The 23,436-nt window shown below is 61.2% G+C and carries 18 protein-coding genes; 10 read left to right on the top strand and 8 right to left on the bottom strand.

What is annotated here, in order from left to right; genetic code table 11:
• The first annotated feature begins 59 nt into the window (after positions 1–59).
• Together CRO18_RS10185 and CRO18_RS10180 are read left to right on the top strand one after the other, a co-directional pair.
• Positions 60–1,850, top strand: coding sequence for an autotransporter assembly complex family protein (locus CRO18_RS10185; protein ID WP_249276037.1), 1,791 nt, complete (start codon positions 60–62; stop codon positions 1,848–1,850).
• Positions 1,850–5,380, top strand: coding sequence for a translocation/assembly module TamB domain-containing protein (locus CRO18_RS10180; RefSeq protein WP_097082040.1), 3,531 nt, complete (start codon positions 1,850–1,852; stop codon positions 5,378–5,380). Before CRO18_RS10185 ends, CRO18_RS10180 begins: the two co-directional genes overlap by 1 nt.
• Here CRO18_RS10180 and CRO18_RS10175 read toward each other — a convergent pair.
• Entirely contained in the window at positions 5,374–6,264 is an 891-nt protein-coding gene (locus CRO18_RS10175; RefSeq protein ID WP_097082039.1) for a LysR family transcriptional regulator, read from the bottom strand. The two genes, CRO18_RS10180 and CRO18_RS10175, sit on opposite strands and share 7 nt — an antisense overlap.
• A 90-nt stretch (positions 6,265–6,354) precedes the next feature.
• On the opposite strand from CRO18_RS10175, the gene CRO18_RS10170 reads away from it, so the two are divergent.
• Positions 6,355–7,563, top strand: a complete 1,209-nt coding sequence (locus tag CRO18_RS10170) for an acyl-CoA dehydrogenase (protein ID WP_097082038.1) — start codon at positions 6,355–6,357, stop codon at positions 7,561–7,563.
• Here CRO18_RS10170 and CRO18_RS10165 read toward each other — a convergent pair.
• Positions 7,560–8,375 (bottom strand): YihY/virulence factor BrkB family protein, encoded by an 816-nt coding sequence (locus tag CRO18_RS10165; RefSeq protein WP_170952627.1) that lies wholly within the window; start codon positions 8,373–8,375, stop codon positions 7,560–7,562. The genes CRO18_RS10170 and CRO18_RS10165 overlap by 4 nt on opposite strands.
• Before the next feature lie 97 nt (positions 8,376–8,472).
• Between CRO18_RS10165 and mgrA the strand changes: the two genes are divergently transcribed.
• Positions 8,473–9,501, top strand: a complete 1,029-nt coding sequence (gene mgrA, locus CRO18_RS10160) for an L-glyceraldehyde 3-phosphate reductase (protein WP_097082036.1) — start codon at positions 8,473–8,475, stop codon at positions 9,499–9,501.
• Positions 9,474–10,811 (top strand): cytochrome-c peroxidase, encoded by a 1,338-nt coding sequence (locus tag CRO18_RS10155; RefSeq protein ID WP_097082035.1) that lies wholly within the window; start codon positions 9,474–9,476, stop codon positions 10,809–10,811. The genes mgrA and CRO18_RS10155 overlap by 28 nt, the downstream gene beginning before the upstream one ends.
• Here the strand turns inward: CRO18_RS10155 and CRO18_RS10150 are convergent, their stop codons facing one another.
• Positions 10,812–12,299: a CRTAC1 family protein gene (locus tag CRO18_RS10150; RefSeq protein ID WP_097082034.1), complete on the bottom strand. Its 1,488-nt coding sequence runs from the start codon at positions 12,297–12,299 to the stop codon at positions 10,812–10,814. It abuts the gene before it with no gap.
• Positions 12,296–13,564, bottom strand: coding sequence for an ROK family transcriptional regulator (locus tag CRO18_RS10145; protein ID WP_097082033.1), 1,269 nt, complete (start codon positions 13,562–13,564; stop codon positions 12,296–12,298). Before CRO18_RS10145 ends, CRO18_RS10150 begins: the two co-directional genes overlap by 4 nt.
• 227 nt (positions 13,565–13,791) lie before the next feature.
• Here CRO18_RS10145 and xylF point away from each other — a divergent pair, with 227 nt between their 5' ends.
• The 5 genes from xylF (at position 13,792) to xylA (ending at position 19,680) form a co-directional block, all read left to right on the top strand.
• Positions 13,792–14,811, top strand: a complete 1,020-nt coding sequence (gene xylF, locus CRO18_RS10140; RefSeq protein ID WP_076484361.1) for a D-xylose ABC transporter substrate-binding protein — start codon at positions 13,792–13,794, stop codon at positions 14,809–14,811.
• An 87-nt stretch (positions 14,812–14,898) separates the two neighbouring features.
• The gene (locus CRO18_RS10135) at positions 14,899–16,188 is read left to right on the top strand and encodes a sugar ABC transporter permease (RefSeq protein ID WP_097082032.1); all 1,290 of its coding nucleotides are present in this window, start codon (positions 14,899–14,901) and stop codon (positions 16,186–16,188) included.
• Complete coding sequence (locus tag CRO18_RS10130; RefSeq protein ID WP_076484363.1) at positions 16,185–16,946, top strand: ATP-binding cassette domain-containing protein; 762 nt, start codon at positions 16,185–16,187, stop codon at positions 16,944–16,946. Before CRO18_RS10135 ends, CRO18_RS10130 begins: the two co-directional genes overlap by 4 nt.
• On the top strand, positions 16,946–18,382 hold the full coding sequence (xylB, locus tag CRO18_RS10125; protein WP_097082031.1) for a xylulokinase: 1,437 nt from the start codon (positions 16,946–16,948) through the stop codon (positions 18,380–18,382). The genes CRO18_RS10130 and xylB overlap by 1 nt, the downstream gene beginning before the upstream one ends.
• Positions 18,379–19,680: a xylose isomerase gene (xylA, locus tag CRO18_RS10120; protein WP_097082030.1), complete on the top strand. Its 1,302-nt coding sequence runs from the start codon at positions 18,379–18,381 to the stop codon at positions 19,678–19,680. Before xylB ends, xylA begins: the two co-directional genes overlap by 4 nt.
• A gap of 33 nt (positions 19,681–19,713) precedes the next feature.
• Here xylA and CRO18_RS10115 read toward each other — a convergent pair whose 3' ends face one another.
• Genes CRO18_RS10115 through CRO18_RS10100 form a run of 4 tightly spaced genes read right to left on the bottom strand, consistent with a single transcriptional unit; the run spans position 19,714 to position 23,375 of the window.
• Positions 19,714–20,850 (bottom strand): ABC transporter permease, encoded by a 1,137-nt coding sequence (locus CRO18_RS10115; protein WP_097082029.1) that lies wholly within the window; start codon positions 20,848–20,850, stop codon positions 19,714–19,716.
• Positions 20,847–21,767 (bottom strand): ABC transporter ATP-binding protein, encoded by a 921-nt coding sequence (locus CRO18_RS10110; RefSeq protein ID WP_097082028.1) that lies wholly within the window; start codon positions 21,765–21,767, stop codon positions 20,847–20,849. The genes CRO18_RS10115 and CRO18_RS10110 overlap by 4 nt, the downstream gene beginning before the upstream one ends.
• Positions 21,760–22,710, bottom strand: coding sequence for an HlyD family secretion protein (locus CRO18_RS10105; RefSeq protein WP_097082027.1), 951 nt, complete (start codon positions 22,708–22,710; stop codon positions 21,760–21,762). Before CRO18_RS10105 ends, CRO18_RS10110 begins: the two co-directional genes overlap by 8 nt.
• Complete coding sequence (locus tag CRO18_RS10100) at positions 22,707–23,375, bottom strand: CerR family C-terminal domain-containing protein (RefSeq protein WP_097082026.1); 669 nt, start codon at positions 23,373–23,375, stop codon at positions 22,707–22,709. The genes CRO18_RS10105 and CRO18_RS10100 overlap by 4 nt, the downstream gene beginning before the upstream one ends.
• Between the last annotated feature and the right edge of the window lie 61 nt (positions 23,376–23,436).

The raw sequence follows: 23,436 nt of genomic DNA, 5'->3' as shown, positions 1-23,436 counted from the left end.
TGGTATTCCCGGTTCAAAGCTGCATCTATCAAGGGGAAGCTGCTGCGGAAGAGGGAAGAGTGACGCGCTATCGTTTTGCTGCCGCCTTGGCATTTGGGATGAGCTTGGCCGCCCCAGTTGCCGCAGAAACCGCGTTTCAGCTTGAAGCGTCCGGCGCCGATAAGGCGCTCACCTCTGCCCTAGAGGCCGCTTCGCTCACGCGCAGCGCCGCCACCAGTTCCGAGAGCAATGCCCAAGATATCTTTGCTTCGGCGCGTGCCGATTATGCCCGCCTTGTCGGCGCGCTCTATGATGCGGGCTATTATGGCGGCCGCGTCTCCATTCGTATTGATGGGCGCGAGGCGGCGCAGATCGCGCCAATGGATGCGCCCGCGCAAATCTCTGCCGTCACGATCCATGTCGAGCCCGGCCCGGTGTTTCGGTTTTCCAAAGCGGCCATTGCGCCGGTGACGGAAAAGACCGAACTGCCAGAGGGATACCGGGTGCCCGAAGTGGCAAGCTCCAGTGTGATTGTCGATGCGGCGCAGGCAGGTGTCAGCGGCTGGCGCGATTTTGGCCACGCCAAAGCGCGCGTGTCAGATCAGTCGATTGTGGCCGATCACCGCGCAAACACGATTGCCGCCGATATCACCCTTGCGCCGGGGCCCCTGACCACGTTTGGCCAAATGCAGGCGCAGGGGCAAAAGCGGCTGCGCGCGAAACGGCTTTACGCGATTGCGGGCTTTCCCTCCGGCAAGCGGTTTTCGCCCGAGGAATTGGAAACGGTGCGCAATCGGCTGCGCCGTACTGGCATCTTTTCCTCGGTCACCCTGACCGAGGCCGATACACTGCGCGACGGCAATCTGCTGGATGCCGATCTGACGGTGGTGGAGGCAAAACCGCGCCGCATCGGTGTGGGGGCGGAGCTTTCCAGCACAGATGGCGCGACGCTTTCGGGCTATTGGCTTCATCGTAACCTGTTTGGTGGCGGCGAACGGCTGCGCTTTGATGCCGAGGTCTCGGGCATCGGCGGATCGACCGGCGGGGCGGATTACAGCTTGGCCGCGCGGATTGATCGGCCTGCGACCTTCACCCCCGATACCGCCGCCTATCTGACCACGGAACTGAGCAAGTCGGATGAAGAAGATTATACCCAGCGCGGCTTTGGGCTGGGCTTTGGGTTGAGCCATATCTTTAACCCGCGCCTCACTGGCGAGGCGGGGATTGGCTATGAATGGTCCCAAATCACCGATGCCACTGGGCGCACGATCTACCGCGCTGTTACGCTCCCACTCGCGCTGACATGGGACAACCGCGACAACAGTTCTGATGCGACAAAGGGCTATTACGGGCGGCTTGATTTGATGCCGTTTTATGGCCTTTCCAACACCGGGTCAGGCGCACGGCTGGCGGGCGATTTCCGTGCCTATCGTGCCTTTGGCGAACGTGTGGTGCTTGCTGGGCGCGCGCAGCTGGGCGGAGTTTTCGGCTCTGATCTGGCGGAAACGCCGCGCGATTACCTGTTTTATTCCGGCGGGGGCGGCACCGTGCGCGGCCAGCCTTACCAATCTTTGGGCGTTTCGGTTTTGGATGGCGGAACGCTCAAAACCGGGGGGGACCGTTTCCTGGGCTTTTCTGGCGAGGTCCGCGTGGGTGTCACCAAATCCATCGGCGTTGTGGCCTTTTATGATGCGGGCTTTGTCGGCGCGGGCGGCTTTTCCGATACCGAAGGGGATTGGCAATCGGGCGCCGGTCTTGGCCTGCGCTATAAAACGCCGATTGGCCCGATCCGGCTTGATGTGGCCGCCCCGGTCAGCGGTGACACGGGCGATGGCCCGCAAATCTACCTTGGCATAGGGCAGACGTTCTGATGCGGTTTCTCGCGCTTCTTATTGTTCTTTTCCTTCCGTTTCAGGCGCTCGCACAGGACGATCAGACCGAACGCGACCGATCCTATCTGACCGGGTTGATCGAAGATAATCTTTCCGGTGCAGGTCGGTCGATCCGGCTGGAGGGCTTTGCCGGGGCGCTGTCGTCGCGCGCGACCTTCGACAGCCTGACCATTGCCGATGACACGGGTGTCTGGATCACGGTCAAAAACGGTGCGCTGCAATGGGACCGGGCCGCGATTTTGCGCGGCGAGATTTTGATTGATGAGCTGTCTGCCGAGAGCATTGATCTGCCACGCCTGCCGCAAAGTGAGCCGGACCCAACCGCGCCCGAGGCTACGCCCTTTGCTCTGCCCGATCTGCCGGTTACCGTGCAAATCGGCAAAATCAACGCGCAAAAGGTGACGCTGGGCGCCCCGGTTTTGGGCCAAGCGGTGGCGCTGAAGCTAAGCGGCTCAATGCGGCTTGCGGGGGGCGCGGGGGAAACCAAGCTGGAGGTGGCGCGGATTGATGGGCCAAAGGGCCAGCTTTCGCTTGCTGCCAGCTACGCCAATGACACGCATGCAACGCTGGTTGATCTGCTTGTAAGCGAGGGGGCCGATGGTATTGCCGCGACCCTGATGAACCTGCCCGGCAAACCGGCGCTCTCGCTTTCGCTGAGCGGGTTGGGGCCGATTGAGACCTTCGCCGCCGATGTGGCGCTCAGCACCGCGGGCCAAAAGCGCCTTTCGGGTAAAATCGCGCTTACCAGCACCGAAGTTGCGGGGGAAACGGAACGCGGGTTTGACGTGGCGCTTGCGGGCGATGTCTCGCCGCTTCTGCCGCCGGAATATCAAGACTTCTTCGGCAAGGATGCGAAGCTTGAAGCCGCCGGCAGCCGCACCGCAACTGGCATGATGCAATTGCGGAAGCTGACCCTGAACGGCGCTGCGGTGCAGGTGACGGGTTCGGTCGATCTTTTGCCCACGGGCCTGCCGGATCGGTTCGATCTGCAAGCCAAGGTTGGGCTGGAGGGAGAGGCGGTTTTGCTCCCCCTCTCTGGCCCCGAAACGCGTCTGCGCACGGCCACTTTGGCGCTGGGCTATAACCGCGCGCAAGGCGATGGTTGGAAGCTGCAAGGCGATATCACGGGTTTCACGCGCGGCACTGCCGAAGCGGAAGATGTCATCGATCGGATCAACCTTTCCGGGTCTGGCCGCATTGGTCAGCCGGTCGAAGGCAGCGCAACGGCGGGCGGCACCTTGAATTTTGGCGCAACGGGCATCGCACTTTCCGACCCCGCGCTGGCCGAGGCTTTGGGCGCCTTTGCCACCGGCGCGTTGCGGTTTTTCTGGCAAGAGGGCAAGCCGCTCAACCTGCCGCAAATCAGGTTGACCACGCGCGACTTTGAAGCGACCGGACGACTTTCGTTGAACGAGGGGGTGGTCTCGGCTGTGATCCGCGCCGATCACAAGCATCTGCAAAGCCTCTCGCAACTCGCGGGGCGCGCGCTTTCAGGCTCTATTTCGGCGCAAATCAGTGGGGATTACACGGTTCTGAGCGGCGCTTTTGATGCCGATGCCGCGATCACCGCGCCTGATCTGCGGCTGTCGCAACCGCAGGCCGATGCGCTTTTGGCGGGCGGGGCCACGATCACCGCCTCTGCCCGGCGCGATGAAACGGGGCTGAGCCTGCGCAGCCTTGTGGCAAAATCTGACGCGCTTTCGCTCAATGCCGAGGGCCGCCTGACAAGCGCGGCCAATGACCTGACCGCGACGCTTGATTTGCGCGATTTGGGCAAGCTTGGCGGCGGCTATAATGGGGCGGCCAATGCCAAACTGGTGCTGCAAGGTCCGCTTGGGGCACGCAAGATCACGCTGTCGGGGCAGGGGGTGAACCTTTCGCTCGCGCAAGCGCAGTTGAACCGAATTTTGGCAGGACAGAGCCGCTTTTCTGTGGCGGTGGATGAGGGCGAGCGCGGCTTTCGGCTGGCTAATCTTGACATCAACACATCGCAACTGACGGCCAGCGCCACAGCGCGCGCAGGGAATGAAAGCCTGCTCGATATCGCGCTGAAGCTTTCGAATGCCGCGCTTTTAGCGCCGGGTTTCCCCGGTCCGGTCACGCTTTCGGGCAGTTTGGATCAGCGCGAAGACAGTTACGGTCTTGATCTGCGCGGCACCGGGCCGGGCGGGACCGAGGCCACGGTGAAGGGCTCGGTGGCCAGCGATTTCTCCACCACCGATCTGTCGATTACCGGGCGCACGGAATCGGCGCTTTTGAATGGGCTGATCGAGCCGCGCTCTGTGCAGGGGCCGCTGACGTTTGACCTCGCCTTGCAAGGCGCGCCGGGGCTTTCGGCGCTTTCAGGGCAATTGCGCGGCCAAGGACTGCGGCTTTCGCTGCCGACGCTGGGCCAAGCGCTGCAAAACGTCACTTTGCAGGCCCAGCTTGCGGGCGGAAGTGCCAGCCTTTCCGGGCAGGCGGAGTTTGAGGGCGGCGGCACCTTGCGCGTTTCTGGCCCGGTGCAACTGGCCAGCCCCTTCCCGTCGGATCTGTCTTTGGTGCTTGACCGGGCGCATCTGCGCGACCCGCAGCTTTATGACACGCGGCTTTCGGGCAACCTCAACGTCAATGGCGGGCTGACAGGCAATTTGCGCATTTCTGGCGCGCTGAGCTTGGCGGAAACCGAATTGCGCATCCCGTCCTCGGGCCTTGGTGGGGCGGCGGCGATCCCGGAGGTCACGCATCTGCATGAACCTGCGGATGTGCGCCAAACCCGCACCCGCGCTGGCTTGATTGATACGGGCGGCGGTGAAAGCAGCGGGCCGGGGCGGATCATCGCGCTGGATGTCTCTGTTTCGGCGCCAAATCAGATTTTTGTCCGCGGTCGTGGCCTTGATGCCGAACTGGGCGGGCAATTGCGCGTCACGGGGACCACGGCGAATATTTTGCCGGTGGGCGAGTTCAACCTGATCCGCGGGCGGCTGGATGTGCTGGGCAAGCGCTTCACCTTGGCCGAGGGGCAGGTGGCGTTGCAAGGCGCGCTCACCCCTTGGGTGAAGTTTGCCGCCACCACCGATCAAGATGACACGGCGATCACGCTGACGCTGGAAGGCGCAGCCTCTGAACCCGGTCTTTCCATCGCGTCTTCGCCCGAACTGCCGGAGGAAGAGGTTCTGGCACGGCTTTTGTTTGACAAGGGGCTGACAAACCTGTCCGCGCTGCAAGCCGCACAGCTTGCCACGGCGGTGGCGACGCTGGCTGGCAAAGGTGGGGAGGGGATCGTGTCTAAGCTGCGTAAAGGCTTTGGGCTCGATGATCTTGATGTTGGCACCGATGCAAGTGGCAATGCCACGGTGCGCGCGGGCAAATATATCTCCGAAAACGTCTATTCGGACGTGTCTGTTGATAGCAACGGGCAGGCCGAGGTGACGCTGAACCTTGATATCACCAAGCAACTAACCGCGCGCGGCTCGGTCGGTTCGGATGGGGCGAGCGCCTTGGGGCTGTTTTTTGAGAAAGACTACTGAGCCGCCGCGCGGGTAATCCAGTCGCGAAACGCCACCAGCGCCGGGGAGGGGGTAAGGCCCACCGGCCAAACAAGGTGATAGGCCCCCACGCCCGAGACAATTTCGCCGGGGGCCGCCACCAACCGGCCTTCGGCAATTTCGGGCTTGGCAAGGAATTCGGGCAAAAGCGCGAGCCCCACCCCATGCGCGGCGGCCTGCATCATTGGCGCGAATTGATCAAACAAGATCCCCCTCTGCATGGGGGCGGAAAGCCCATGATGCGCACACCACGCATTCCAAGCATTTGGGCGCGATTCGAGCTGCAATAGAGACTGATTGAGCAGATCTTCGGGCCGCTCCAGATCGTTTTCGCGTGCGTAATCCGCCGAACAGGTGGCGATCAGCCGCTCTTCAAACAGCAACAGATGTTCGGCATCGGGCCAAGGCCGCGTGCCAAAGTGAATGGCGGCATCGAAGCTTTCGCTCGCAAAATCAAAGGGCCGCATCCGCGTGCCAAGGTTGAGCGTGACGCCGGGATGTTCTGCCAGAAAATCGGCCAAGCGCGGCGCAAGCCATCGGGTACCAAAGGTTGGCAAAATCGCCAAGTTCAACACCCCGCCGCCGGGGTTCGCCCGCAAGCCCAAAGAGGCGCGCGCGATCAGTTCGAGCGCCTTGCGCACATCGCGTGCGTAAGATTGCGCGGCCTCGGTTGGCACCAGCCGTCGCCCCTCGCGCCGGAACAGTTGCACGCCCAATTGGCCCTCAAGGTTTTGCACCAAGCGGCTTACCGCCCCTTGGGTCAGCGATAGCTCCCGCGCGGCAGCAGCGGTGGAGCCCGTGCGCACCACCGCCTCAAAGGCGGACAGCAGCGAGACCGAGGGGATATAGCGGCGCGGCAGGCTCATCTATGTGTTCCATGCATGATTTACGGCCAGATTGGCGGTAGTTTTGCGCCGTATCATCGCGCATAAAGCATGAAACGCAAGGAGGAGCCCATGGCGCTGAAACCCAAAGATGCCCCCGACCTCGCCCGGTTCGATTGGGAAGACCCGTTTCGGCTTGAGACCCAGCTCACCGAAGAAGAGCGGATGCTGCGCGATGCGGCCCGCGCCTATGCGCAAGAAAAGCTGCAACCACGGGTGATCAAAGCCTTTGCCGAGGAAGAGACCGATCCGGCGATCTTTCGAGAAATGGGTGCGATGGGTCTTTTGGGGGTCACGATCCCAGAGGAATATGGCGGGCTTGGTGCCTCTTACGTGGCCTATGGGCTGGTTGCGCGCGAGATCGAGCGGGTGGACAGCGGCTATCGCTCGATGATGTCGGTGCAATCCAGCCTCGTGATGTATCCGATCTATGCCTATGGGTCTGAAGAACAGCGGCAGAAATATCTGCCCAAGCTTGCGAGTGGCGAATGGATCGGCTGCTTTGGGCTGACCGAACCCGATGCGGGGTCGGACCCGGCCAGCCTGAAGACCGTGGCGAAGAAAACGGCGACTGGCTATGTGCTGTCCGGCACGAAGATGTGGATCTCCAACGCGCCAATTGCCGATGTCTTTGTGGTCTGGGCGAAGTCCGAGGCTCATGGCGGTAAAATCCGCGGTTTTGTGCTGGAAAAGGGTCTAAAAGGGCTGTCGGCGCCGAAGATCGCGGGCAAGCTTTCGCTCCGCGCTTCGATCACCGGCGAGATTGTGATGGAGGGCGTTGAGGTTGGCGAAGATGCGCTTTTGCCCAATGTCGAGGGGCTGAAAGGGCCGTTTGGCTGCCTCAACCGCGCGCGCTATGGCATTGCTTGGGGCGTGCTTGGTGCGGCAGAGTTTTGCATGAATGCCGCGCGGACTTACGGGCTCGACCGCAAGCAATTTAACAAACCGCTGGCGCAGACCCAGCTTTACCAACTCAAACTCGCCAATATGCTGACCGAGATCAGCCTTGGCCTGCAAGGTTGCTTGCAGGTGGGGCGGCTGATGGATGAAGCCAATGCCGCGCCCGAGATGATATCGGTCATTAAACGCAACAATTGCGGCAAGGCGCTCGATGTCGCGCGGATGGCGCGCGACATGCATGGCGGCAACGGCATCAGCCAAGAGTTTCAGGTGATCCGCCATATGGTGAACCTAGAAACCGTGAACACCTATGAGGGCACGCATGATGTGCATGCGCTGATTTTGGGCCGCGCCATCACCGGGCTTCAGGCGTTTTTCTAAGCCTCGGACTTGACCCGCTCAGCTTGTTCGGCGTTCAGCGCAGCGCCGAACAATACCGAAAATGCGCCAAGATAGAGCCACATCAAAAGCGCGATCACCGCGCCAAGCGAGCCATAGACCTTGTTGTAGCTGCCAAAGTTCGCAAGGTAATAGGTTAGTCCCAGCGAGGCCGCGCCCCAAAGGAACGTGGCGACCACCGCCCCCCAGGAAAAGAACGGATCGCGCCGCACAGGCTTATAGGGGGCAAAGCGGTAAAGCACGCCAAGGACCGAAAGCATCAGCCCCACCATCGCCAGCCACGGGAACCATGTCAGCAGCCAGTTCATCGTGGCGTGGAAGGGCAGGTAGTTCACAATCACTGGCACCGCGACAATCGTGGCCATCGCCGCCAGCATCACCCCCACCAGCGCCACGGTCATAAAGTAGCCAAAGACGAGGCCAAAGAAGGTGGTGCGGGTTTCGCTGCCATGGATCAGGTTCAACCCTTTGATCAGCGCATCCACGCCCGCGCGCGCGGACCAAAGCGCAAACAAGATCGAGATCACCGTGCCCCACCCCACCGCATCGCGGGGGCCGTTCACCAGCCCGCTCACCTGCGCATCCAAAATCGCATAGGCTTCGGGTGGGATGAAGTTATCGGCGACCCCCAAATAATCGCGGATCACGATCGGGTCGGCCACGGTGCTCCAAATTGAGATCGTTGCCGTTAGCCCCGGAAAGACCGCCAGCATCGCATAAAAGGCGACCCCGGCAGAGATCAGGAAAATGTTGGTTTGCGAAAGCCTTTGCATCAATCCGATGAGGAACCGCATAGACCCTCCTTTCGTTGCGCCTGCGTTTAACCTAGCGCGCTGGGCCGCTTGCGCAACATCGGGGGCTGTGCTCTGCTTGGCGCAGTTGGAGAAAGACATGACCTATACCCCCGCCGCCACCCGCTATGACCGCATGACCTATCGCAAATGCGGCCGCTCTGGGCTGAAGCTGCCGGCGATCTCGCTCGGGCTTTGGCACAACTTCGGGCATGATACGCCCCATGCCACCAAGCGCGCCATCTGCCGCACGGCTTTTGACCTTGGCATCACCCATTTCGATCTGGCCAACAACTATGGCCCCCCGCCCGGGTCTGCCGAAGAGGCCTTTGGCGAGATTTTGAAGACTGATTTTGCCGGCTATCGTGATGAGCTGATCATCTCGTCCAAGGCGGGCTACAACATGTGGCCGGGGCCCTATGGCGAATGGGGCAGCCGGAAGTATCTGATTTCCTCTTGCGATCAATCGCTCAAGCGGATGGGGCTCGATTACGTCGATATCTTCTATTCGCACCGCTTTGACCCAGAGACGCCGCTCGATGAAACGATGGGCGCGCTGGAACAAATCTGGCGCTCGGGCAAGGCGCTTTATGTGGGCATTTCGTCTTACAATTCCGCGCGGACCCGTGAAGCCGTAGAGATTTTGCGCGGTCTTGGCGTGCCTTTGCTCATTCATCAGCCCAGCTACAATATGCTCAACCGTTGGCTGGAGCGTGACGGGCTGGTGGAGACTTTGGCCGAGTTTGGCGTGGGTTCGATTGCTTTCACCCCGCTGGCGCAGGGGCTGTTGACGAACAAATACCTCAAAGGCATCCCGCAAGGCACGCGGGCGGCGCAGGGCAAATCGCTCAACCCGGATACGCTGACCGATCAGGCGTTGGAAAAGATCCGCGCCTTGAACGCAATTGCCGAGCGGCGCGGCCAGACCTTGGCGCAAATGGCAATTGCTTGGGTTTTGCGCGGCGGCATCACCACGGCGTTGATCGGGGCCTCTAAGCCCGAGCAAGTGACAGATTGCGTCGGCGCGTTGGAAAACCTGGGCTTCACTGCCGAAGAACTGGCCGAGATTGATCTTCACGCACAGGACGAGGCCATTAACCTATGGGCAAGATCGTCGGAAGACCGTTAAAACAGTCTCTATTCTGGGTCATTTTGGCCTCTGCCGCGCAGGCAGAGGCTTTACCGCCACCGCTCACCGATGCCGATTATGACCCGGTCAATATGGCAGAGGTGCGGCTTGGTCAGTTGTTGTTTTATGATCCGATCTTGTCGGGCAACCGCAATATTGCCTGTGTGTCCTGCCACCATCCGCGTTTTGGCACTTCTGATGGGCTCAGCCTTGGGCTGGGCGAGGGGGCGACGGGTTTGGGGGCCGACCGGCATGTGAGTGCCGAAAACACGCCCGAACAACGCATTCCGCGCAATTCCCCCGCGATGTTCAACCTTGGGGCCAAGGATTTCACGCATCTTTTCCATGATGGCCGAATTGGGGTGGACCCAACCCGCCCCTCGGGCATTCGTACGCCGATGGATGAGGAAATGGTGGCGGGGTTCGCCTCGGTTCTTTCTGCGCAGACCATGTTCCCGGTCCTGTCGCCCGATGAAATGGCCGGGCATTACAATGAAAACGAGGTGGCGAAGGCCGTTCGCTCTGGCTTCATTACGGGCGATAATGGCGCCTGGAGCCGGATTTCGGCGCGGGTGGCCGCGATCCCCGAATATCAAACCGCGTTTGAGGCGGCTTATCCGGAAATCGCGGCGGGCCGCGCGCTCAATTTCACCGATATTTCCAACGCGATTGCGCAGTTCATCGCCTTCGAGTGGCGCTCTGACTCCAGCCCCTTTGATGCGGTCTTGCGCGGGGAGGCGGAATTTTCGCCTCAGGCGGCAAAGGGGGCAGACCTTTTTTACGGTTCGGCGGGCTGTGCCAGCTGCCATTCCGGCCCGTTTCTGACCGATCAAGGCTTTCATGCGATGGGCGCGCCGCAGCTTGGCCCCGGCAAGGCAGAGCGGTTTGAAAGCCATTCGCGCGACGAGGGCCGCTTTCGGGTGACCGGCGCGGCGGAGGATTTATTTGCCTTCCGCACGCCAAGCCTGCGCAATGTGCTGCAAACCGGGCCTTGGGGTCATGCGGGCAGCCATCGTGATTTGGGCGCGTTCATTGCCGATCATGCGCAACGTGGCGCAGCGCTCGGGCAGTATGATCGCGCGCAGGCGGTGTTGCCCGCCTTGCCCGATACCAAACCCGATTGGGCGGAGATGGATCAACCTGCCGAGGTCGCGCAAATTGCTGCCGCTGCCGCGCCGGGTGTGGTGCTGTCGCCTGATGAGGTTGAAGCGATTTTGGCCTTTTTAGAGACACTTTCGGACCCGGTCGCATTGTCTGGGCGGCTTGGGATTCCCGAAGCCGTGCCAAGCGGATTGCCGGTGGAGCGGTAGCTAGCGGGTCAGTTGTTGCCGGGCATCCAGCGTAACTGGCTGCCATGCGCCCACCGCACCATCGGGCCAGATCACGCGCACCTTGGCTTGCGTGGCGCTGCCAAGCCCAAAATGGAGCGGCCCGGCCATACCACCCGCATGGCCGCCCCCCACCGTGACCTCTTGCGCCTCGACCTTATCCCCCACGCGCAACTCGACCCAAGCGCCCACGGCTTGGGGGTTGGTGCCGGCCTGAATAGGCTCTATTTCGGCCCAATGGCCGGTATTTTGTGTTGCATTTCGCCAAAGCTCCATCGGCGCGCGGCGGTTCATCACCACCAAATCCAACAGCCCATCGGCGTTCAAATCCACCAAAGCCGCGCCGCGCGAACGGTGTGTGGTGGCGATGCCCGCGAGATCGGCAACCTCGTGAAACGTGCCATCTGGCGCCTGCATCAGCAGGTTGTTGGGGTCATGCGTCGCGTTGGAGGGCATTTGGTCCACATTGCCCTTGGAGATGAACAGATCAACCAAGCCATCATTGTCCACATCGCCAAAGGCGGGGTGCCAACCGGTGGAGGGGCGGCCGTCATCGCCCACAAAAGGCCGCTGCGCATAGGTGCCGCGCGCGTAGGGTGCGTTTTCAAAATGATCGCCGCGGTTGATCTGCAAAAGCTGATCGCCCATCGAGGTCATCATCACCTCGGGCAGGCCATCGCCGGTCAGGTCCCGGCTCGCAATCCCCATGCCCCACAGCGAGACATGCGGCCAATCTTGGCGCTCTTGCAGTGGGTTCAGGCGGAACATCTGCTCATAGCCGCCGCGCACATAGTAATGGCGATCGTTGGAGATGCGCAGTTCCGGTTCGCCCACGCGCTGCCAATCTGTGATCAGGGCTGAGAGCGCGCAGTAGCCCGGTGAAATGGGCTCTATTTCAGCATAACTCATCCCATTTGGGCGTAGCAGCGCATTGCTGTCACAGGCTTCAAACGGGCCGTCGGGATTGGTGCGGTCCACATAATTGCCAAAGAAAAGCGTGGGCAAGCTTTGCCCCTTCTCCCATGTGGCGGTGAAAGAGGTGGTCCAATCGTCACGCGTGGGCAGGCCCCAAGCCTCGGTGGCCTCCTCAAAGCGGCAATCACCCAAGCCGCGCCAAAGCTGGTTTGGCCCCGCGCGCAGCACCGCCAAATCCATCACCCCATCGGAATCAATGTCGAGCGGATAGGCCCCGGTCACACCCAAAAAAGGCTCTACCTCGCCTGAAGTGAAATGAAACGCCCCGTCCACTTCAGAGCGGTTCACAAATAAAGCAGCCGGATTTTCCCCGCCTGCCGCAAAAAGATCGGGCTTTGCATCACCGTTGCAATCGAGCACCGCCACCCCGCCGCCGACAAAATGCTCCCACCCGCCCGCGTAGATTTGCGGATGCGGTAGGCTCGCGGCCTCATCCACAAAAATCGGCTCGGCACAGGCCGGAAAGGCGATCAGGCAAAGGGCAAAGCGTTTCATTGCGCGGCCATCTCCCGGCTGGGGCCCAGCAATTGTTCGGTCAATTCATGCAGTGCCAGCGCCGCCGCGCCATGCGCCCAAAGCAAATCGCCCCAAGCATGGGTTTCAATCTGCGGCGCGTCGCGCCCGGTATCGAGCATCATCGCATGCATTTCAGAGAGCGTTTCGGAGGCATAGAGATAGTCATACCGCATCCGCTCGCCCGACAAGATGATCAGCGCCGGGTCAAACAGGTTGACGATATTCGACAGCCCCACCGCCAAATAACGCCCCGCGCGGCGAAAGATCGACCGCGCCGCCGCGTTGCCCGCCTTGGCATGGTCAAACAGGCTTTCCAGCATCACGCCGACCGATTGCATTTCGCCCAAAGGCAGGTTCAGCGCGGTCTGCGCCTCGCGCACCAGCGCATAGTCGGCCACATAAGCCTCAAGGCAGCCGCGTTGCCCGCAGCGGCACAAAGCGCCATCAAGCTGCACCTTGGTGTGGCCCAGCTCCATCCCCATGCCACGCGCGCCGCGATAGATGCGATGGTTGATCACGAAACCCATGCCCAAACCGTGTTCAATTGTGACCACGGCAAAGTCAGACAGCCGCCGCCCGGCGCCAAACCATAGCTCGGCCAAAGTCACCAGATTGGCATCGTTATCGACAAAGACGGTGCGGCCGAGGCGGGCGCGCAACGCATCTTGCAAGGGGACATGGCGGCTGGAAAGGATCGGCGACCAATGCACCACGCCGCTGTCACAATCGACAAAGCCGGGCACACCAAGGCCCAGCGCTTCGACCCTATCCCGGCTTACGCCGCCCTTCGCGCAGACGCGGTCGAGCAGCCGTTCGGCGGCATCCAGAATCCCCTCCAACGCCATGGCGCCGGGGCTGCGGGGGATCGCTTCGCCCGCGATCAGATTGCCCGCGAAATCCACCAGCACGGCGGTATGTTCGCGGTCCGAGAGTTTGATGCCCACGACAAGGCGGCGGTTTGGCGGCACGCGCAGCGCCACGGCGGGGCGGCCGCGCGCGGTTTCACCCTCCCGCAACGTTTGCACCTCTTCGATCAAGCCGGCCTCGATCAGTTCTGAGGTGATCGTGGTCACCGAGGCGGGGGAGATTTGCAGCTCGCGCGCCAATTGCACCCGCGCCATCTGGCCAGCCGCGCGGACGCGCTCAAAAATCTGTTGCCGCAGCGGGCGGCTCGTCTCGCTAAGCGGTTGAATCAACGGGCCACATCCGATCGAGGCCTTTCCGATGGGGGAGACTCGTTTCATGGCGCAGCTTTCATTCGCTCGATAAACTAAACAACGCAGCTTCAGCAGGTTTAGCGCTAAAATCACGCAAATTTATGCTGCGATGCGGCAGGATTGGGCGCTTTTTGCATCCAAATCCATCTTTGCGCCGCATTTTTATTTTGACAACTAAAATTATGAGCGCCATCCTTTCTTCATGCCGACGAATCCGTCGGTCGGCCCGCAAGGGCCACAAACGGGAGGAAGACATGTATAAACCCCTTTTGGCCGCCGTCGCGCTGACGGCAGGCCTTGCCACCACAGCCTATGCAGAGATGACCGTCGGCGTGTCCTGGTCGAACTTCCAAGAGGAGCGTTGGAAGACCGATGAGGGCGCGATCAAAGCTGCGCTTGAGGCCGCTGGTGCGACTTACGTTTCCGCCGATGCGCAATCGTCTTCGGCCAAGCAACTTTCCGATATTGAATCACTGATGGCGCAAGGGGTGGATGCGCTGATCGTGCTCGCCCAAGATACCGCGGCCATTGGCCCGGCGGTGCAAGCGGCTGCCGACGAAGGCATTCCGGTCATTGCCTATGACCGTCTGATCGAAGACCCGCGGGCGTTCTATCTGACCTTCGACAACGTCGAAGTGGGCCGGATGCAGGCGCGTGCCGTGTTCGAAAAAGCGCCGACCGGCAATTACGTGATGATCAAAGGCTCGCCCACCGACCCGAACGCAGATTTCCTGCGTGGCGGTCAGCAAGAGGTGCTGCAAGCCGCGATTGATGCGGGTGATATCACCATTGTCGGCGAAGCCTATACCGACGGCTGGCTGCCCGCGAACGCGCAGCGCAACATGGAACAAATCCTGACCGCGAATGACAACAATGTCGATGCGGTTGTGGCCTCGAACGATGGCACGGCCGGCGGTGCTGTGGCGGCGCTTTCGGCGCAGGGCATGGTGGTTCCGGTTTCCGGCCAAGATGGTGACCACGCTGCGCTGAACCGCATCGCGCTGGGTTCGCAAACCGTTTCGGTTTGGAAAGACTCGCGCGAATTGGGCAAAGCGGCGGCAGAAATTGCCGTGGCGATGGCTGGCGGCGCCGCGATGAGCGATGTTGATGGCGCGGTGGAATGGACCTCCCCCTCCGGCACCACGATGACGGCGAAGTTCTTGGCGCCTGTCCCGATCACGCAAGACAATCTGAGCGTTGTCGTGGATGCGGGTTGGATCTCGCAAGAGACCCTGTGCCAAGGCGTGACCAACGGCCCGGCGCCCTGCAACTGATCTGAACCGCGGGCGGCCCGGATTGGGCCGCCCCCTTCGACGCCGCGCAGGCGTCGCTGCGCGCCCCGTCAGCAATCGGATACCCCCATGAACAAATCGGCTCCGCAAGAGGCGGCCCCGAAGCGGTCGCTGTTGCAATCGCTTGAAGTGGACACACGGCTTTTGGGCATGATCGGCGCTTTCGTCGTGATCTGCCTTGTCTTCAACGTGTTCACCGACGGGCGCTTTCTCACCGCCCGCAACATCTTCAACCTGTCGATCCAAACCGTCTCGGTGGCGATCATGGCGACGGGGATGGTTTTCGTTATCGTTACGCGCCACATCGACCTGTCGGTCGGCGCGGTTTTGGCCATGTGCTCCGCTGTGATGGGCGTGATGCAGGTGCAATTGCTGCCGCAGGTTTTTGGGCTCGGGCATCCGTTGATCATGCCGATCACCGTGATCGGCGGCTTACTGACCGGCGGTCTGATCGGCGCTTTCAACGGCTGGCTGATCGGCTATCAGCGCATTCCGGCCTTTATCGTCACGCTGGGCGGCTTGCTCATTTGGCGCAACGTTGGCTGGTATCTGACCGATGGTCAGACGCTTGGCCCGCTTGACCCGACCTTCCGCCTTGTTGGCGGTGTCGATGGCACGGTGGGCGCCATGGTGTCATGGGTGTTGGGCGTGATCTTCTCGATTGCGGCGGTTTTCGTGCTGTGGCGCGCGCGCCAAGCGAAAATCCAGCATGAGTTCCCGGTGAAACCGATGTGGGCCGAAGCCGTGCTGATGGGCACGGCTGTCGTTGCGATCATGGGCTTTATCGCGATCCTCAACAGCTATGAAATTCCGGTTGGGCGGCTCAAACGGCAGTTCCAGCAAGCGGGCGAAGTGATGCCCGAGGGCTATGTCGATTACTACGGCCTGCCGATTTCGGTGCTGCTGTTGATCGTGATTGCGGTGGCGATGACGCTTTTGGCGCAACGCACGCGCCTTGGCCGCTACATCTTCGCGGCGGGCGGCAACCCTGATGCGGCAGAGCTTTCGGGCATCAACACGCGGATGCTGACGGTGAAGATCTTCACCTTGATGGGCATTCTTTGTGCGATCTCGGCGATGGTGGCGCAGGCGCGTTTGGCCAACCACACCAATGATATCGGCACGCTCGATGAGCTGCGCGTGATTGCCGCAGCCGTGATTGGCGGCACCGCTTTGGCGGGTGGCATCGGCACGATCTATGGCGCGGTTCTGGGCGCGATCATCATGCAATCGCTGCAATCGGGCATGGCGATGGTGGGCGTGGATGCGCCGTTCCAAAACATCGTTGTTGGCGGCGTGCTGGTTCTCGCCGTCTGGATCGACATTCAATACCGCAAGCGCACGGGGGAAAAGGTATGAGCACTCAAGAAACCCCGCTTGTCGAATTGCGCGACATCTCTATTGCCTTTGGCGGGATCAAGGCGGTCGATCATGTGACCATCGACCTTTATCCGGGCGAGGTGGTGGGCCTTTTGGGGCACAATGGTGCGGGCAAATCGACCCTGATCAAGTGTCTGTCGGGCGCCTATCAAATGGACAGCGGCGCGATCTACATCAACGGTAACAAGGCCGAGATCCGCAATCCGCGCGATGCGCGCCGCTATAACATCGAGACGATCTACCAGACGCTGGCGCTGGCCGATAACCTCGATGCCGCCTCGAACCTGTTTTTGGGGCGCGAGTTGGTCACGCCATTGGGCTTTGTTGACGATGCGCAGATGGAGGCTGAGACGCGCAAGATCATGGGTCGCCTCAACCCCAATTTCCGCAAGTTCAAAGAGCCGGTGAAGGCGCTTTCGGGCGGGCAGCGGCAATCGGTGGCGATTGCGCGCGCGGTCTATTTCAACGCCAAAATCCTGATCATGGATGAGCCGACTGCGGCGCTTGGGCCCCACGAAACGCAGATGGTGGCAGAGCTTATTCAGGAGCTAAAGGCACAAGGCTTGGGCATCTTCTTGATTGAGCATGACATCCACAACGTCATGAAGCTGTGCGACCGCGCTTCGGTCATGAAGAACGGCCAACTTGTCGGCACGGTGAATGTGAACGAAGTCACCGATGAAGACATTTTGGGCATGATCATTCTGGGCAAAAAACCAGACGGGAGTGTGCTCTGATGTATCTGGGTCTCGATCTGGGCACCTCTGGCCTGAAGGGCATTTTGATCGACGAGGATCAAAAGGTTCTGGCCGAGGCAACCGCGCCCCTGAGCGTTTCGCGCCCGCATGAGGGCTGGTCCGAACAGGCCCCGGCAGATTGGATCGGGGCCGCAGAAAAGGTGCTGGCAGAACTGGCTGGGTTTGGCTTGGGCAGTTTGCGCGGCATTGGCCTTTCGGGGCAAATGCACGGGGCAACGCTGCTTGATGCCTCGGATGACGTGCTGCGGCCCTGCATCTTGTGGAACGATACCCGCTCGCATGTGGAGGCGGCCGCGTTGGATGCGCAGCCGATCTTCCGCGCGCTTTCCGGCAATATCGTCTTTCCGGGCTTCACCGCGCCGAAGCTCGTTTGGGTTGCCAAACACGAGCCGGATATTTTCGCCCGCGTCGCCAAGGTGCTTTTGCCGAAAGACTATCTCCGGCTTTGGCTGACGGGCGAGCATGTGGCGGAAATGTCCGATGCGGCGGGCACGGCTTGGCTGGATGTTGGCAAGCGCGATTGGTCGGAGGAGTTGCTGAGCGCCTCCGGGATGCGCCGCGATCAGATGCCGCGACTGGTGGAAGGGTCCGAAGTTTCGGGTCTACTCCGCCCGGAATTGGCACAACGGTTTGGGATTCCGGCTGGCGTTGTGGTGGCTGGTGGTGGCGGCGACAATGCCGCCTCTGGCATTGGTGTGGGGGTTGTGAAGGCGGGGCAAGCCTTTGTCAGCCTTGGCACCTCGGGTGTTCTGTTTGCGGCAAATGACGGCTATCAGCCCGATGCGGCGACCGCCGTGCATACCTTTTGCCACGCGCTTCCGGGCACATGGCACCAGATGGGGGTGATCTTGTCGGCGACCGATGCGCTGAATTGGTATGCGCGTTTGGTAGGGGCCGAACCGCAGGCGCTGACCGCGGGGCTGAACGCTTTGGAAGCGCCCGGAAAGACCCTGTTCTTGCCCTATTTGGGGGGCGAGCGCACACCGCTGAATGATGCCGCCATTCGTGGTGCGTTTATCGGGCTCGAACATGCGACCGACCGCGCCGCCGCAACCCGCGCGGTTCTGGAAGGTGTGACCTATGCGATCCGCGATTGCCGCGATGCCTTGGCGGCGACGGGCACGCAGATTGAAAGCCTGCTGGCCGTCGGTGGTGGTTCTAAATCACGCTATTGGTGCGAGGCGATTGCCACCGCTTTGGGCACGCCGGTTTCCCTGCCTGTGGCGGGGGATTTTGGCGGAGCCTTTGGCGCGGCCCGTTTGGCGCTGATGGCGGCCACGGGCGCAGGTGCCGAAGTGGCGCGCCAACCCACGATTTCTGCCGTAATAGAGCCTGTCTCAGACTTGAGTGCGGCATTTGACGAAGGCCATGCCCGCTACCGTGCGGCGCAGGCCGCAATCCGAGGACTGACATGACCGATTTCTTCAAGGGTATCCCGCAAATTCGCTACGAGGGGCCGGAGTCGACGAATGAATTCGCCTTCCGCCACTACAACCCCGAGGAAGTCGTGGCGGGCAAAACCATGGCAGAGCATCTGCGCTTTGCCGTGGCGTGGTGGCACAGCTTTGCTTGGCCGGGCGGTGATCCGTTTGGCGGGCAAACCTTCCAACGCCCGTGGTTTGGCGACACGCTGGACCTAGCCAAGATGAAGGCCGATGTGGCCTTTGAGATGTTCGACATCTTGCAAGCGCCGTTCTTTTGCTTCCACGATGCCGATATCCGCCCTGAGGGCGCGGATTTCGCTGAAAACACTCGTAATCTGCAAACCATCGTCGATTACATCGGCGAGAAGATGGAAAGCTCCAAGACCAAGCTGCTTTGGGGCACGGCGAACCTGTTTAGCCACCGCCGCTTCATGGCAGGCGCGGCGACCAACCCGGACCCGGATGTGTTTGCCTGGTCGGCGGCGACGGTGAAAACCTGCATGGATGCCACCCTGAAGCTCGGTGGGCAGAACTATGTGCTTTGGGGCGGGCGCGAAGGCTATGAAACGCTGCTCAACACCGATCTCACGCGCGAGGCCGAACATGCCGGGCGGTTCTTGCAGATGGTGGTCGAGTATAAGCACAAGATCGGCTTCAAAGGCACGATCTTGATCGAGCCGAAGCCGCAAGAACCCTCCAAGCATCAATATGATTACGATGTCGCCACGGTTTACGGCTTCCTCAAGCGCTTCGGCCTTGAGAATGAGGTGAAGGTGAACATCGAGCAGGGCCATGCGATTTTGGCAGGGCATAGCTTTGAGCATGAGTTGGCACTGGCGGCTTCGCTCGGCATTCTGGGTTCGATCGACATGAACCGGAATGACTATCAATCCGGTTGGGACACCGACCAGTTCCCGGATTCGGTGCCGGAAATGGCGCGCGCCTATTATGAGGTGCTGAAGGCGGGTGGCTTTGTCACCGGCGGGACCAACTTCGATGCCAAACTCCGCCGTCAATCGCTGGATGCGGAAGATCTCATCTTGGGCCATGTCGGGGCGATGGATGTTTGTGCCCGTGCGCTCAAGGCCGCTGCTGCGCTTTTGGAGGATGGCAGTCTTGAGGCGAACCGCGCTGCGCGTTACGCGGGCTGGGATACGCCGGAAGCAAAAGCAATGCTGGACACGGATTTGGCCAGTATCGAGGCTTTGGTGCGCGAAAAGGGCATCAACCCCGAACCGCGTTCGGGCCGCCAAGAACGGCTCGAAAATCTTTGGAATCGGTTCGTTTGAGCCACGAAAGGGCCGCCCCAAAGGCGGCCCTTTTCAATCCAGCGTTTGGCGAAACCGGCTGAGCGCCAAAAGCGAAAACACAAAGGCAAAGCCCGTCAGCGTTAGGAGTGGCTGCGCCACCTCGCCAAGGCTCGCCCCTTTCAGCATCACTGCCCGGATCAGCCGGAGGAAATGGGTGAGCGGCAGTGTTTCCCCAATCCATTGGGCCCAAATCGGCATGCCGCGAAACGGGAACATGAACCCCGACAGCAAGATCGAGGGCAGGAAGTAAAAGAAGGTGAGCTGCATCGCCTGCATTTGCGTGCGCGCCAGCGTGGAAAAGACATAGCCGAGCACCACTAGCGCCATCACAAAGATGAAGACGCCCAGCAGGAGCAGCCACAAGCTGCCAAAGAACGGCACGCCAAACAAAAGCCGCGCCGCGATCAGCACCACCGAGACCTGCACCGCGCCGACAATAAAATAAGGCAGCACCTTGCCCAGCATCACCTCAATCGGCGTGACGGGCATGGACAGCAGGTTTTCCATCGTGCCGCGCTCCACCTCGCGGGTGAGCGCCATCGCTGTCATCATCACCATCGTCATTTGCAAGATCACGCCCAAAAGGCCGGGCACGATGTTGTATTGGGTGACGCCCTCGGGGTTGTAGCGGCGGTGTACCACCACATCGACTTGGCTGGCAGAAGTGGTATTTTGGACCGTGTTAGAGCCGCTTTCGCGCAAAAGCGCCTGCGCGGCCACGGTGCCCAAAGTGGAGATTGCGCCCGAGGCGACGGAAGGGTCTGTGGCATCGGCCTCGATCAAGATCTGCGGATGATCGCCGCGCAAAACCTTGGTGCCAAAATCTGAAGGCACGGTCACAACAAAGCTCACCTTGCCCGTGGCCATCAATTCCTCCGCCTCGGCGGCGGAGACATAGGGGTGGGTGAAGCGGTAATAGCCCGTCAGTTCGAGCGCGCTGACCATTGAGCGGCTAAACCGATCTTGCGCCGTGGCCACGAGTGCGGCGGGCAGGCCCTTTGGGTCATTGTTGATCGCAAAGCCAAAGAGCAAAAGCTGCATCAGCGGCACGCCCAGCATCATCGCAAAGGTGATCCGGTCACGGCGCATCTGCACCGCTTCTTTGCGGATGATGGTGATCAAGCGGCGAAAGGACAGAAGCCGTTTCATTGCATATTGTCCGTTGAAGCGCCCATGAGCTGGATGAACACATCTTCAAGGCTGGTGTCGGCCTCATGCACACTGGCCCCGGTTTCCTGTGCCACCGCTTGCGCGGCTTGGCGCAGCGCTGCGCCATCACGCCCGATCACATGCAAATCGGTGCCGTAGGGGGCCACCTGATCGACCCCATTTCGGCCCAAAAGCTGGGTTTGCGCTGCGCTCAAATCGCCGCCGCGCAAAATTACCGTGGTGAGCCCCGCATCGCGCACCACCTCTGCGACTGTGCCTTGAGAGATCAGCTTGCCATAAGAGATGTAATTGATCCGCTGGCAGCGCTCTGCCTCATCCATGTAATGGGTGGAGACGAGGACGGTGAGCCCGGCGCTCGCCCGGGTGTGGATTTCATCCCAAAACTCGCGCCGTGCCTTTGGGTCTACGCCCGCCGTGGGCTCATCCAGCATCAAAAGCTGGGGCCTATGCATCAGGCAAGCGGCGAGCGCGAGGCGTTGCTTCCAGCCACCCGAAAGCGAGCCCGCCAATTGCCGCTTGCGGCTGCTCAGCCCCAAATCTTCGAGCGTATCGTCCACAGCGCCTTTGGGCAGGCCGTAAACCCCGGCCACGAAAGAAAGGTTTTCCGCGATCGTCAGGTCTTCGTAAAAGCTGAAGCGCTGGGTCATGTAGCCGACCTCGCGCTTGATCGCGCGCTGGTCGCGCAAGATGTCATGGCCCAACACCGAGCCAGTGCCGCCATCAGGCGTGAGCAAGCCGCACATCATCCGAATAGTGGTGGTTTTGCCCGAGCCGTTTGGCCCCAAAAAGCCGACGATCTCGCCCCGGTTCACCTGCATCGAGACATGGTCCACCACGGTCCGGGTGCCAAAGGTCTTGACCAAATCGGTGACGGTGATGGCGGGGGCGTCACTCATGCGCACCCTCGGCCAAGGTGGCATCGACAATCTGGCCGGGTTTGAGGCTGGTCGTCCCTTCGGGCCGCGCCTCCACCAGATAGACCAGCTTTTGGCGGTTTTGCAGCGAGTAGATCACCGGGGGGGTGAATTCTGGCCCGTCCGCGATGTAGCTCACCCGCGCGGTGAGCCCCGGCGCGCAGCCATCGCAACTGATGCGCAGGCGCGTTTCGGGATGGATCGCGGCAATCTCGCCTTCGGGCACATAAAGGCGCAGTTTCACCGCGCCCTCGGGCAGCATCGTCAAGACGGGTGCCGTTGGGCCGACCATTTCGCCGGGATGGCGCAGCACATCGGAAATCACCCCATCGGCGGGCGCTTGCACTTTGCGCTTGTCCAAAAGCCATTGCGCCTGATCGACGCTGGCTTGGCCTGCGCGCACCGCGGCCTCTGCGGCGGCGATCTCGGCGGCGCGGGCGGGCAGCTTGGCAACGACCAAATCAGCCTCTATTTCGGCCACTTTTGCCTCTGCCACGCTCAGCGCGGTTTGCGCATCCTCGCGCTGGGCTTCTGTGGCGGCACCACGGGTGGCCAGCGTTTCATAACGCGCGGCGGTGCGCCGCGTTTCCACCAATTGCGCGCGGGCAGAGGTAAGCGACGCTTCAATCACCCGGATTTCCTCGGGCCGTTTTCCCTGTTGCAGGTTTTCAAGCTGGCTTTGCGCTTGGGCAAGGGCTGCCTTGGCCTGTTCAAGCGCGATCATGGCGTCGCGGTCCTCTTGCATCGCAAGGGTTTGGCCCGCCACGACCTGATCGCCTCGCGCCACCTCCAACAGGCGCAATTCGGCCAAGGCGACCGGCGCCAAAGCGACATGTTCCCCCTCGACATAGCCCGTCGCCAAAACGCTTGGTGCCGCGCAGGCGGCCAAAAAGGAGGCAATGATCGGCAAAGAACACAGGCTCATAGACTGCTCCTTCGGTGCTGTGCGATCAGCGCGGTGATGTTTGATTTCAAAATCGCGACGATGCTTGCGGTTTCTTCGGGGCCGATCTCTGTCCACCCCATGCGGCGGGTGACCACGGGCGCGCCAATGCGGAAGTAAAGGATCTGGCCCAGCGCGGTGAAGATCAGCAGTTTTGTTGTTTCCGCATTGGCGGGTTCGCCCGTTGCGGTTTCCCACAGCCGGCAAAACCGCGTGTGGGAGGGAACCACCAGTTGTTCATAGAAACTATCGAGCCCGCTGCCCCCGCTTGCCACCTCGCGCAGCATAAAGGCCACGCGGGACTGCATGTCATGATCGGCGATCATATGCGCCGCAAAGCGCTCCACAATCGTCAAAATCAGGGCTTCGGCGGCCTGTGGCGTTTCGGGCTCGGGCAGGGTGTCGAGGTTCAAAAGGCCACCAATATGGCTGGCAAAGGCGGCAGCGCAGGCGCGGCGCAACCCGTCCTTGCCGCCGAAGTGATATGCGATCGAGGCGACATTGGTTTGCGCTGCGGCGGCGATCTCTCGGGTTGAGGTGGCATCAAACCCCTTTTGACCGAAAATGGCGATGGCGGCGCGCACCAAAGCCCCGGCTGTTCCGGGATCAGAGAGGGAAACGGATTTTGTGTCGACTCGCTCAATCATGCGAATAGAATTCAATCAAACGATTGATTAGTCAATGACGCAAAGAAAACCCGATCCGGGG

The sequence above is a fragment of the Rhodobacter sp. JA431 genome, assembly GCF_900217725.1.
In the GTDB taxonomy this organism is placed as follows: domain Bacteria; phylum Pseudomonadota; class Alphaproteobacteria; order Rhodobacterales; family Rhodobacteraceae; genus Rhodobacter; species Rhodobacter aestuarii.
Note: the sequence above shows the minus strand (reverse complement) of the source record. Positions and strands in the feature narration are given on the sequence as shown.

Bases quoted from the DNA above. Each gene is read 5' to 3' on its own strand.
- CRO18_RS10180 (WP_097082040.1), top strand. From the start codon at position 1,850: ATGCGGTTTCTCGCGCTTCTTATTGTTCTTTTCCTTCCGTTTCAGGCG.
- CRO18_RS10175 (WP_097082039.1), bottom strand. From the start codon at position 6,264: ATGAGCCTGCCGCGCCGCTATATCCCCTCGGTCTCGCTGCTGTCCGCC.
- CRO18_RS10170 (WP_097082038.1), top strand. From the start codon at position 6,355: ATGGCGCTGAAACCCAAAGATGCCCCCGACCTCGCCCGGTTCGATTGG.
- CRO18_RS10165 (WP_170952627.1), bottom strand. From the start codon at position 8,375: ATGCGGTTCCTCATCGGATTGATGCAAAGGCTTTCGCAAACCAACATT.
- mgrA (WP_097082036.1), top strand. From the start codon at position 8,473: ATGACCTATACCCCCGCCGCCACCCGCTATGACCGCATGACCTATCGC.
- CRO18_RS10155 (WP_097082035.1), top strand. From the start codon at position 9,474: ATGGGCAAGATCGTCGGAAGACCGTTAAAACAGTCTCTATTCTGGGTC.
- CRO18_RS10150 (WP_097082034.1), bottom strand. From the start codon at position 12,299: ATGAAACGCTTTGCCCTTTGCCTGATCGCCTTTCCGGCCTGTGCCGAG.
- CRO18_RS10145 (WP_097082033.1), bottom strand. From the start codon at position 13,564: ATGAAACGAGTCTCCCCCATCGGAAAGGCCTCGATCGGATGTGGCCCG.
- xylF (WP_076484361.1), top strand. From the start codon at position 13,792: ATGTATAAACCCCTTTTGGCCGCCGTCGCGCTGACGGCAGGCCTTGCC.
- CRO18_RS10135 (WP_097082032.1), top strand. From the start codon at position 14,899: ATGAACAAATCGGCTCCGCAAGAGGCGGCCCCGAAGCGGTCGCTGTTG.
- CRO18_RS10130 (WP_076484363.1), top strand. From the start codon at position 16,185: ATGAGCACTCAAGAAACCCCGCTTGTCGAATTGCGCGACATCTCTATT.
- xylB (WP_097082031.1), top strand. From the start codon at position 16,946: ATGTATCTGGGTCTCGATCTGGGCACCTCTGGCCTGAAGGGCATTTTG.
- xylA (WP_097082030.1), top strand. From the start codon at position 18,379: ATGACCGATTTCTTCAAGGGTATCCCGCAAATTCGCTACGAGGGGCCG.
- CRO18_RS10115 (WP_097082029.1), bottom strand. From the start codon at position 20,850: ATGAAACGGCTTCTGTCCTTTCGCCGCTTGATCACCATCATCCGCAAA.
- CRO18_RS10110 (WP_097082028.1), bottom strand. From the start codon at position 21,767: ATGAGTGACGCCCCCGCCATCACCGTCACCGATTTGGTCAAGACCTTT.
- CRO18_RS10105 (WP_097082027.1), bottom strand. From the start codon at position 22,710: ATGAGCCTGTGTTCTTTGCCGATCATTGCCTCCTTTTTGGCCGCCTGC.
- CRO18_RS10100 (WP_097082026.1), bottom strand. From the start codon at position 23,375: ATGATTGAGCGAGTCGACACAAAATCCGTTTCCCTCTCTGATCCCGGA.